The sequence below is a fragment of the Fibrella musci genome, assembly GCF_041321105.1.
GTDB classification, from domain to species: Bacteria; Bacteroidota; Bacteroidia; order Cytophagales; family Spirosomataceae; genus Fibrella; species Fibrella musci.
In genome coordinates this window covers 420,785-432,066 of record NZ_JBGGWD010000001.1, presented here as the reverse complement: position 1 = coordinate 432,066, position 11,282 = coordinate 420,785, and the positions used below count along the sequence as shown (strand labels likewise).

The following is an 11,282-nucleotide window of genomic DNA, read 5'->3' as shown; positions in this document are numbered from 1 at the left end:
AGCGGGGACTAAGTGTTAACCCTATTTTAACGACACATTTTGGGGTTGGATGGTTGGAACGACTACCGAAATTACGTCTGTCATGTACTTTTACGAGTCTACCAGAAAGTCCCCATGACACCGACTGACAAACTCGTTTACAAATTCCACCGCATCTTTGGCCTCGTTGGCGGCCTCTTCATCCTGATGCTTAGCCTGACGGGCTGCATCCTGCTCTTCGACAACGCGGTCGATGGCCTGTTAAACCCCCAAACCGTGGCCGTGGAGCCCGGCCCGCAACGCCAGCCGTATGACAAGGCCATCGCGACCCTGAAGCAACAATACCCCGACGCCCAACTGCGGAACCTGGTGCTCTACAGCAGCCAGCCGAACCGCGCCTTGCGGGCCGATGTGCAAAAAGGCAAACAGCGGTTGTGGGCCTACGTAAACCCCTACACAGGTATGTTCCTGGGGGAGCGTGACGCCGAACGGGCGTTTGTGCGCCGGGTACGTCAGTTGCACGAACACCTGCTGATGCCGCCCGTTGGCGACTGGATTCTGTTTGTGGTAGGCCTATGCCTCGTCGGGTCCGTGCTGACCGGTACGTGGTACTACCGCAACTCGCTGCTGAGCGTGTTTAAAATCGGGGTGCGCTGGAACAAGCCCAAACGGCTGGTCTACGGCGACCTGCACAAGTACCTCGGCGTGGTGGCCCTGCTGTTTCTGCTGATTATCGGCGCCACAGGTACGTTCTTCCATTGGGAACACATCGAGCGCTCGTTAGGCGGTGGCCCCCGGCGGCCTGGTCCGGCTGACGCCAGGCCAAGCGTGACAATGGTAGCGAGTGTCGACGCGCTGCTGGCGAAGAGTGCCAGCAACGTACCTGGCTTTGTGGCCGACGTGATAAATTTCCCCGACGAACCCGGCAAGCCGCTGGTGGTGCGGGGTAACGGCGACGATGCCAATCCGTTCCTGGGCAAGTTCACCTCGTCGGTTGAATTCGACGCGCAATCGGGCGACGTAACCAAGGTGTTTCGGGCTAGTGAAGCCGATGCCGAATACAAAGTCGAGCACATTTTCGAAGAGCTGCACTTCGGCCGATTCGGGGGTGTAGCGACCAAAATTCTGTATTTCGTGCTGGCCCTGTGCATGACCGTCGTGACCGCTACGGGCCTGCTGATCTGGTGGGTGAAGCGCTGACAGAAAAAAGTAGCAAGTCTTTCGTTTTTTAAGCCTATTCTTAGTGAGAATAGGCTTATTTTATGCCTTTATGTGCATAAGCTATTTTTGTCCCTACTTTATGAATAAACATACTTTTTTGTGTGGCCTGGCCTTGACGGGTGGCCTGCTGACAACGCTGGCCGATGGGTCGGTGCTGGCGCAGGTACGTCCCAAACCCGCCGCGTCAGCCACCGCCGGAACTGCCACGAAGCGGATTCTGGTTTTTTCGCGGACGAAAGGTTTCCGGCATACGTCGATTCCGGCCGGGCAGCAGGCGCTGATGGCGATGGGTCAGCAGAACGGCTTTGCCGTTGATACGACTGAAGATGCAGGCAAGTTTACCGAAGCCAACCTGAAACGCTACAATGCGGTAGTCTGGCTGTCGACCACGGGCGATGTGCTCGACGATGTGCAGCAGGCGGCGTTTGAGCGCTACATTCAGTCGGGTGGTGGGTACGTGGGTATTCACGCCGCGACCGATACCGAATACGGCTGGGCTTGGTACAACAAGCTGGCGGGCGCGCAGTTTGCCTCGCACCCCGGCAACCCGAACGTGCAGGAGGGAGAAGCCTACGCCGTGAATAAAAACCACGCGTCGATGTTTGGCTTTCCCGATCGCTGGAAGATCAAAGACGAGTTCTACGACTTCAAGAATTTTAATAAAGCGGTGAACGTCCTTGTCAAGATCGACGAGAAAACGTACAAGGATGGGAAGATGGGCGACGACCACCCGATGTCGTGGTATCACGACTACGATGGTGGCAAAGCCTTTTACACCAACTTCGGCCACCCCGACGAAACCTTCACCAACCCTGTGTTTGTGAAACACCTGCTGGGTGGGCTGCAATCGGTGATGGCCGAACGCCTCGACTACGCCAAAGCCAAAACGCAACCCTTCCCCGAAGAGAACCGGTTCGAGCGCAAAGTGCTGGTTGACAAACTCGACGAACCTACGGAACTGGTGGTGCTGAAGAACGGGAAGGTGCTGTTTGGCGAGCGTAAAGGCTTGCTGAAGGTATATAATCCCACCACCGGCAAGACCAAGGTTGCCGCCCGCATGCCCGTGTATACCAAGCACGAGTACGGCCTGATGGGTGTTAACGCCGACCCAAATTTTGCGGCCAACAAGCGGCTGTACCTCTATTACTCGCCCGATGCGGCTGTATTTGGCACCGATACCGCTCAGCACCTGTCGGAGTTTACCTACGACGATGCGCGCGATACACTGTTGATGAGTACGGAGAAAATTCTGCTGCGCGTGCCCGTCAAACGGACCGACTGCTGCCATACGGGCGGGTCGATCGCCTGGGACCGGCAGGGGAATCTCTATCTCTCAACTGGCGACGACACCAACCCGTTTGCCTCGCAGGGCTTTGCGCCCATCGATGATCGGCCGGGCCGGGGTGGTTGGGATGCCCGCATGACCAGCAGCAACACCAATGACCTGCGTGGTAAGATTCTGCGCATCAAACCCAACGGTGGCGGTGGCTACAGCATTCCGGGCGGTAACCTCTTTCCGGAGGGGACTCCCAAAACCCGGCCCGAGATTTACGTGATGGGCAACCGTAACCCGTACCGTATTTCGGTCGATCAGCGCACGGGTTTCCTCTATTGGGGCGAAGTGGGCCCCGACGCCGGTGAAAACCGGGAAAACCGCGGCCCACGCGGGCACGACGAAATGAACCAGGCTCGCAAAGCCGGTTATTATGGCTGGCCGCTGTTTGTCGCCGACAACCGGCCTTATCGCGCCTTGTCGTTTGCCGACAGCACCGTGGGCGCGCCCTTCGACGCGATGAAGCCCATCAACAATTCGCCCCACAACACCGGGCTGACTGAGTTGCCGCCGGCGCAGAAAGCGTATATCTACTATCCCTACGCCGACTCACCTGAATTTGGCGCGATTGTGGGCAAAGGTGGCCGTAATGCCATGGGTGGCCCGGTTTATTACTACGACGACTATCCGGAATCGAAGGTGAAATTTCCGCGCCATTACGACGGTAAATTCTTTGCCTACGACTGGATGCGCGACTGGATCAACCCGGTAACGATGACCCCCGAGGGCGACTTCGTGCAGATGGAGCGTTTCCTGCCCAACACGAAGTTTTCGCACACCATCGACATGCAGTTTGCGGATGATGGCAGCCTCTATACCCTCGAATACGGCCAGAACTGGTTTGCCCAGAACGATGATGCCCGCCTGTCGCACATCACGTACAACGCCGGTAACCGTCGGCCTGTCGCCGTGGTGGCAGCCAGCAAAATGGTTGGTGCTGCACCGCTGAAAGTGACGTTCGATACCAAGGGTACGATGGATTACGATGGCGACGCGGTGAAATACGCCTGGAATTTTGGTCCGGGCATTCCGGCCAGTACGGCGGCTAACCCGAGTGTTACGTTTGCCAAGCCGGGTATCTACACGCCCACGCTGACGGTGACGGACGCGGCCGGTAACCGTACTACCCAGACCGTAACCATCAAAGTGGGGAATGAGATGCCAACGGTCAACGTGGCGGTGAAGGGCAACAAAACCTTCTATTTCCCGCAGAAACCCATTGCCTATCAGGCGAGCGTGATGGACAAGGAAGATGGTGCCCTCGATAAAGGCATCAGCGCCGAGGATGTCACGATGACAATCAACTACATCGAAGGCTTCGACAAGACGGTGCTGGCACAGGGCCATCAGGCCAATCTGGGCTTCTCGACGGGCAAACGTCTGATCGAACTGAACGACTGCAAGGGCTGCCACGCTATCGACAAAAAGTCGATTGGGCCCGCCTATATCGACGTAGCCCGCAAGTACAAAGGCCGCACCACCCGGTTCGGGGCACTGGCGCAGAAGATCATTACCGGCGGCGGCGGTGTCTGGGGCGAACAGGCCATGAGCGCGCACCCGCAGGTAAAGCGCGAAGAAGCCGAGGATATGGTGAAGTACATCATGTCGCTGGCCGACGAGAAGATGGCCAACAAACAGCCGCTGGCCGGTACGTATGCCCCTGAAGCGCAGAAGAAGGAGGGATCGTACGTGCTAACGGCGACTTATACCGACCGTGGTCACGGCCCGATCGGCCCGCTGACGAGCACTTCGACACTGGCGCTACGTAGCCCGAACGTGAAAGCGGTTAGCTTCGACGACAAGAAAGGCATCATGACCTTCAAACTCCCGACGGGTTCGGAGGCGGCGGTTGGCCTGACTAACGGCAGCTACCTCGCTTATAACGACATCGATCTGACGGGTATTTCGGGTATCAAAGCGACGGTGTTTGCCTCAGCTGCCCGGTCGGCTGGTGGTAAGCTGGAAGTGCGTATCGACTCACCAACAGGCGCGCTGCTGGGTGATGCCGATGTAAAGGCGGGCGATACCGGGCCGGTGAACATTCCCTTCAAGAAGCCTGAAGCGGGTATGCACAAGCTGTATCTGGTTTTCGTCAATCCCAATGCGGGATCGAAGGCGTTAATGGCCGTTGATGCCATGACGTTTGAGATGGCGGGGATGTAAAAGTAATCTAAGGTCCAAAAGTCAACGTCCAACGTGGATGACGCCCGAGTAAGTTCGCGCCAGCTACGTTGGACGTTGACTTTTGGACCTTGACTTATTTTCGCCCCAACCACGCTAGGAGGGCCATTGCCAAGGCGCAGATTGCCAAGCCGCCCGATTCGCGGGCCAGTTCGATGTTCATCGTCTTCATGCCTACCTCATTCAGCAGAAATCCCTCGAAGGATGGGGGCCATTGGCTGATCGCTCCCCCCAGATAAACGACGGCCATCAGCCAGTAAAACCACGTGGGTACGTGTCGACCGCCAAAGCCGATACAGGCCAGTAGGCAGGCGACGGCTGCGAACCCGTAGATCGGCACCCACACCTGTGGATCGGGGTCATTATACTGCACCGCCGCAAACATTATAAAAAGCAGGGCGAAGCCGAGCGATAGGTATTTCATAGAGGCAGAAGGGAGGAAGAATAATCGGAAGACGGGTTGTTGCCGGATACTTTCTCAGGTCTACGTTATTTCCCGCAGTACGACGCAACCGCATTGGCCGCGTCGGGATACCCCAGTTTCTGGGCCTGTTTGAGGCTGAGGCAGGCGGCGTCGCGCTGCTCGGCCAGCAATTGAGCGAGCCCTAGTCCATAGAAGGCTTTACCGAAGCTTGGATTCGCGGCCACACAAGCCTGGAAATCGGCAATGGAACCGGGCAGGTCTTTCTGGTTGAAACGTAGATTCCCCCGGTTATACAGGGCCAACGCGTTGCGCGGGTTCAGCTTGATCGCCTGATCGAAATCGGTCAGGGCGGGCTGGGTCTGGCCCTGCACGGCAAACAACTGCCCGCGGTTCAGGTACGTATCGGACGTCGAATTTTTGGCCGTGTCGGGTGCCAGCCGGATAGCTTCCGAGTAGTCTTTAAGCGCACCCTGAATATCCCCCTGACTGGTTTTGAGCAGCGCCCGATTGTAATATGGGCGGTAGAAATCGGGTTTCAGCTTCAACGCCTGTTCGTAGTCGAGCTGGGCGTTGGCATACTCTTTCAACTCAAAGTAGGCTGCCCCCCGGGTAACAAACGCATCGGCATTGTCGGGGTCCGACTCGATGGCGGCATTCAGCGCCTGCACGGCTTCCCGTGATTTGCCTTCCCGCAGGAGCTGACGCCCTTGCTGAAGTTGCTCGTCGGAGGCATTACAGGCAAAAAGAAGGAAGAGGGTAAACGGAAGAATGAGCAATGAAAAAAAATGGCGCATGGCGTATCAAGAGTAGAGTAAAAAGCTGACTGACAGGATCTAGGGGGGCGGTACGTTACCCGTAGTTGGCCCATAGTTCATGATATGGGGTTTCCTATGCCGTCGAAATCGCTCAAAATTACCGCTAAGGGCTTTACAAATCCGTAATGTTTCTTACTTTTGCAGCGGCAAATCGGTGCTACCAGCTCCTGCTGAATCCCCCAGGTCTTGACGGAAGCAAGGGTAGGTGGTCGTAGCGGTGAGACATTCGATTTGCCTTTTTTTTTGCCCAAACGTCAAGGTCCAATGTTCACGATTGCTATGCCTGAGGTATACCATCCTGAACCTTGGACTTTGGCCGTTAAACCCAGTACCCTCTTCCCGCATGAACCTTCCCGAATCCCTCTCGGCCCAATTTGCGCAACGTTTTGGCGAACAGCCCACCTTGCTCAAATCGCCCGGCCGGGTAAACCTGATTGGCGAACACACCGACTATAATGAAGGTTTTGTTTTGCCTGCGGCCATCGACAAAGGCATCTATCTGGCCGTTGGCCCCCGCCCCGACCGGCAACTCCATTTTACGGCCGCCGATCTGAACAGCACTTATACCGGCTCGCTCGATCAGGTGAAGCACGCCTCGAAAGGCTGGGCCAACTACTTGCTAGGTGTGATCGAGCAGGTGCAGCGGGAGCAGTCGTTACCGGGCGGTCTGAATGTGGTTTTTGGCGGTACCATACCCATCGGGTCGGGGCTGTCGTCGTCGGCGGCGCTGGAAAACGGCGTTGTGTTTGCCCTCAACCACCTCTACAAACTGGGCATGGAGCGGGTGCCAATGGCGCTGCTGTCGCAACGGGCCGAGAATCAGTTTGTGGGCGTGCAGTGCGGCATCATGGATCAGTTTGCGTCGATGATGGGCCGGGCGGGTAACGTAATCAAGCTTGACTGCCGCTCGCTGGCGTATGCCTATGCCCCGCTGAATATGGATGGGATACGGATTGTACTCTGCGACTCGCGCGTAAAACATTCGCTGGCGTCGTCGGAATACAATACGCGCCGGGCTGAATGCGAAGCCGGTGTAGCCATCGTTCGGACCAACGAAGGTGAGCATATCCGCAGCCTGCGCGACGTAACGATGCCCATGCTCGACACGTACCTGCGCGACCAGAACCCGCTGCTCTACCGCCGCTGTGCCTATGTGGTGCAGGAAAACCAGCGCCTGCTCGACGGCGTGGCCGATCTGGAAGCGGGCGACGTGGCGGCCTTTGGGCAACGCATGTACGGGTCGCACGAGGGCCTGAGTCAGTGGTATGAAGTGAGCTGTCCCGAACTGGATATTCTCGAAGAAATTGCCCGGGCGCATCCAGGTGTGCTGGGCGCGCGTATGATGGGGGGCGGCTTTGGTGGCTGCACCATCAACCTGGTCCGCGAAGAAGCCTTGGCCGATTTCGAACAAACCATTCGGCAGCAATACCTGGCCCGTACCGGCAAGGAAACGCTGATCTATAGCACCGTGATCGAAGACGGAACGCATCTACTCTAAGTTTTCCGTTCAGCGTTTTCGGTTTTCAGTTGGCTGACGCCTGCTTGCTGACGCATTCGCCAACGCTGAACTGAAAACTCTAAACTGAAAACTCTATTTTTACCCCCAACACAACTCCACTTTAACACATGAAATTCTTCATTGATACGGCCAACCTCAACGACATTCGGGAGGCACAGGATATGGGTATCCTCGACGGCGTAACCACCAACCCCTCACTTATGGCCAAAGAAGGCATCACGGGCAAAGACAACGTGATGCGCCACTATAAGCAGATTTGCGAAATCGTGGAAGGCGACGTAAGTGCAGAGGTAATCGGGACGACCTTCGACGAGATGGTCCGCGAAGGTGAAGAACTGGCCGAACTCGACGATAACATCGTAGTGAAGATTCCGATGATCAAAGACGGCGTGAAAGCGCTGAAGTATTTCTCGGAAAAAGGCATCCGTACCAACTGTACGCTGGTCTTCTCGGCGGGGCAGGCCTTGCTGGCGGCCAAAGCGGGTGCTTCGTATGTGTCGCCCTTCGTCGGTCGCCTCGACGACGTGTCGACCGACGGGATCGAGTTGATCGAACAGATCGTCACCATCTACCGTAACTACGGCTTTACGACCGAGGTGCTGGCGGCGTCGATTCGCCACCCGATGCACGTGATTCAGTGCGCCGAAATCGGTGCCGACGTGATGACCGGCCCGCTGAGCGTGATGACGGCGTTACTGAACCATCCCCTCACCGACATCGGCCTGGCCAAGTTCCTGGCCGACCACAAGAAAGCAGGTACGTTGTAGGTTGAATAATATACAATGAATGATGTACAATGAACAATTGCCGTTTGCTACCCCAATTGGGCTGAGCAGCGCACATCGTTCATTGTACATCGTTCATCGTTCATTGTACATTATACATTAAAACTATGTTTACCACGGAACCCGTACTCGAACTTGAGCAGGCCGACATCTATCAAGGCACCAAGCTGGTGCTGGGCGATGTGTCGTTTCAGATTCATAAAGGTGAATTCGTTTACCTGATTGGCCGGACGGGTAGCGGCAAATCGTCGCTGCTCAAGACCATGTATGCCGACCTGTGGCTACAGCACGGGCGGGGCCGCGTGGCCGGGTTTCCGCTCGATCAGTTGAAGCCGCGCGACGTGCCCTTTCTGCGCCGGAAAATTGGGATCGTTTTTCAGGATTTTCAGCTGTTTTTCGACCGGAACGTCGAGGAAAATCTGAAGTTTGTGCTGAAAGCTACCGGCTGGACCGACAAGGCCAAAATGACGTCCCGTATCTCGGAGGTGCTGATGCAGGTTGGGCTGGGCACAGCTCATAAACGGCTACCTCATCAGCTGTCGGGCGGTGAACAGCAACGGGTGGTTATCGCCCGCGCTATGCTCAACGAACCCATGATGTTGATTGCCGATGAACCGACCGGAAACCTCGATCCTGGCGTTTCTGACCAGATTATGGGGGTTTTCAAACAGATCAACAACGCCGGTACGGCTATTCTGATGGCTACTCACAACTACGATCTGCTGAACAAATTTCCGGGCCGTACGCTCCGTTGTCAGGATGGGCAGGTAATTGAACTCAAGGGCTAGCTGAACTGGCCTGCGGGTGCAGAATAAGTCCGTTAAACAGAACAGACGAATGGGAGTTGGTTGAGATTATGAACCCTCGACGCACCATTCAGTTTGTACTTATTTTACTTGTTGTCTCGCTGGCGGTTTCCTGCAAAAAAGTAAAGCCCAAACCGCCCGCTGCCGAGGGTTTCGACGACGAGATCCCGCCCGCCATTTCGTTTCTGGCTGGCCCGATTTCGTTTAACATCCGGGCGCTCGAAGACCAAATTAACAAAGCGTTGAAACCCGAACTGGTCCGGCCTGAGATGATGAAGGATCAGAAAGGGGCGGCCATGTTTAACCTGCGGGTTTACAGAACGGGGCGGGTAAAGATCAAGTATGCCAACAACAAGGTGTCGTTTTCGGCACCCCTGCAAGTCTGGATCGACAATCCCCTGCGGCTCAATAAAAAGAAGCACAGCAAAAATGCGCTGTGTGCGCTCTCCGTCGACTTTCAAAGCCCGTTGCAGGTGTCGCCCAACTGGCGGCTGTCGACCAAGGCTCGGTTTACCAATTATACCTGGATCGAGAAGCCGAAGCTGCGTATCCTGGGCATCAATATCTCGGTGACCCGGTTGGTGGAGAATCTGCTTGAAAAGCGCCGACCCGAAATTGAGGAGGTTATCGATAAGGCCGTTCACAACGAACTGCGGCTCGACCGTCAGGTACGTCCGATCTGGAAAAGTCTGCAAAAACCGTTGCTGCTGGTCAAAAACCCCGACTCGATCTGGTTGGTGCCCACCCCCTTCAGCGTGGCTGTTGGCGAAGTAACGGGTAACGCTACTACGCTGACCGTGCCCATCCGGGTCGCTTTTTCAACAAGAACAGAGATTGGCAAACGGCCTGAGGTGGATACCAACGGGCGATTACCGCACCTGCGCAAAGCCCGGACACTTCGCCAGACCTCCGACCTGCGCGTGATGAGTTTTATCACCTACGACGACATGAACCGGGTACTGGTGAAGACATTGCAGGGACACAACCTGGGTTTGGCGGGCGGTATGGTGAAGATCAAACGGGCAAAGGTCTACGGCGGTCAGAATGCCTTGATTATCCGAACCGATGTGGGGGGCGCTGTCAACGGTACGCTTTATTTTCGGGGACAACCAGCCTACGATACGCTGACGCACACGCTTCGCATCAAGAATATCGATTTCGACGTGGAAACGGAAGAGCGCCTGTTGGCCACCGCCGACTGGCTGCTTCACGACCGCCTGAAAGATACGCTCAGCAAAGTACTGCACATCCCGCTACGCGAGCAGATTCTCAAACTCCCCACGCTGATTGACCGTGCCTTTGAAAACAGCCGGACGGGTGTCAAAAACGACCTTGACATCCTGTCGTTCCGCTTTGTGCCACAACGCATCGCCATCCGGCCCACCGGCATTCAGTCGCTACTAAAAGTAGAAACCAATGTGCGGCTGGAAGTGAAAAAACTGTAGACAGTATGCAGTAAACAGTGAACAGTATGTAGTGAACAGTGTGGTCTGTCGAGCAGCTTGATCTTGTAATCCATACTGTACACTGCTCACTGTTCACTGTCTACCGGTTTCCACCGCCACAGGTATCGGCAGGCGAGGGTTCGGTAGGGGCGCCAGGGTTCGGCGATGGCGTGCAGGCGTTTGTAAAGCGCGCGGCCTGTTTTACCCGAATCGGCGGTCGGTTCGTAAGCACGAACCATCTTCTGCCGGATCACCAGGTCATCGACCGGAAACACATCGGGGCGATCGAGAACGAACATCAAAAGCATCTCCACCGTCCAGCGGCCCACGCCTTTGATGGGCGTGAGGTACTGCACAATGGCTTCGTCGGTCAGTTGCTCTATGTAGCCGGTCGTCAGGTCGTTGGCCAGCGCAAAACGGGCAACACTTTGCAGGTAATCGATTTTCTGAAATGACAACCCGGCCGAGCGCAACTCGTCGGTCGATTTGGCTACGAGTTGGGCGGGGGTGGGGTACCCTTCGGCCTCGGCGGTTTCAGAGAACAGCAGCCGGAATCGCCGGAAGATGGCGTCGGCCGCTTTGGTCGAAATCTGCTGCGACACAATGCTGTCGAGCAGTGCCACATACAGCCGGTCCTGCTCAGGAACATCGAGGTGATTATGCGCCGGTTTGATGGCCGGTGTTTCGGCAATGATGCGGGCCAGAATGGGGTCCTGACTGAGGTGGGCGAGGGCTTCGGAATGCATACTGCAAACCTACAAAAGAGGGGGCAAC

Annotated in this window: 9 protein-coding genes; 6 read left to right on the top strand and 3 right to left on the bottom strand. The window is 56.2% G+C overall.

What is annotated here, in order from left to right:
- The first annotated feature begins 114 nt into the window (after positions 1-114).
- Positions 115-1,179 carry a PepSY-associated TM helix domain-containing protein gene (locus ACAW74_RS01775; RefSeq protein WP_370696469.1) on the top strand — a complete coding sequence of 355 codons (1,065 nt, stop codon included), beginning with the start codon at positions 115-117 and terminating at the stop codon, positions 1,177-1,179.
- Positions 1,180-1,279: 100 nt separating this feature from the next.
- On the top strand, positions 1,280-4,696 hold the full coding sequence (locus ACAW74_RS01770; protein WP_370696468.1) for a ThuA domain-containing protein: 3,417 nt from the start codon (positions 1,280-1,282) through the stop codon (positions 4,694-4,696).
- Between the two features lie 94 nt (positions 4,697-4,790).
- Here ACAW74_RS01770 and ACAW74_RS01765 read toward each other — a convergent pair whose 3' ends face one another.
- Both ACAW74_RS01765 and ACAW74_RS01760 read right to left on the bottom strand, forming a co-directional pair.
- The gene (locus ACAW74_RS01765; protein ID WP_370696467.1) at positions 4,791-5,138 is read right to left on the bottom strand and encodes a transmembrane 220 family protein; all 348 of its coding nucleotides are present in this window, start codon (positions 5,136-5,138) and stop codon (positions 4,791-4,793) included.
- Between the two features lie 65 nt (positions 5,139-5,203).
- A complete protein-coding gene (locus ACAW74_RS01760; protein ID WP_370696466.1) occupies positions 5,204-5,932 on the bottom strand; it encodes a tetratricopeptide repeat protein in 729 nt (242 codons plus the stop codon).
- A 364-nt stretch (positions 5,933-6,296) separates the two neighbouring features.
- On the opposite strand from ACAW74_RS01760, the gene galK reads away from it, so the two are divergent.
- The 4 genes from galK to ACAW74_RS01740 all read left to right on the top strand — a co-directional run bounded on the left by galK (position 6,297) and on the right by ACAW74_RS01740 (position 10,508).
- On the top strand, positions 6,297-7,451 hold the full coding sequence (gene galK / locus ACAW74_RS01755) for a galactokinase (protein WP_370696465.1): 1,155 nt from the start codon (positions 6,297-6,299) through the stop codon (positions 7,449-7,451).
- Positions 7,452-7,579: 128 nt separating this feature from the next.
- Entirely contained in the window at positions 7,580-8,239 is a 660-nt protein-coding gene (gene fsa / locus ACAW74_RS01750; RefSeq protein WP_370696464.1) for a fructose-6-phosphate aldolase, read from the top strand.
- A gap of 125 nt (positions 8,240-8,364) precedes the next feature.
- On the top strand, positions 8,365-9,045 hold the full coding sequence (locus ACAW74_RS01745) for a cell division ATP-binding protein FtsE (RefSeq protein WP_370696463.1): 681 nt from the start codon (positions 8,365-8,367) through the stop codon (positions 9,043-9,045).
- 68 nt (positions 9,046-9,113) lie between these two features.
- On the top strand, positions 9,114-10,508 hold the full coding sequence (locus tag ACAW74_RS01740; RefSeq protein WP_370696462.1) for a DUF4403 family protein: 1,395 nt from the start codon (positions 9,114-9,116) through the stop codon (positions 10,506-10,508).
- A gap of 86 nt (positions 10,509-10,594) precedes the next feature.
- On the opposite strand, the gene ACAW74_RS01735 is transcribed toward ACAW74_RS01740, so the two are convergent.
- A complete protein-coding gene (locus ACAW74_RS01735) occupies positions 10,595-11,254 on the bottom strand; it encodes a DNA-3-methyladenine glycosylase family protein (RefSeq protein WP_370696461.1) in 660 nt (219 codons plus the stop codon).
- Positions 11,255-11,282: the final 28 nt, after the last annotated feature.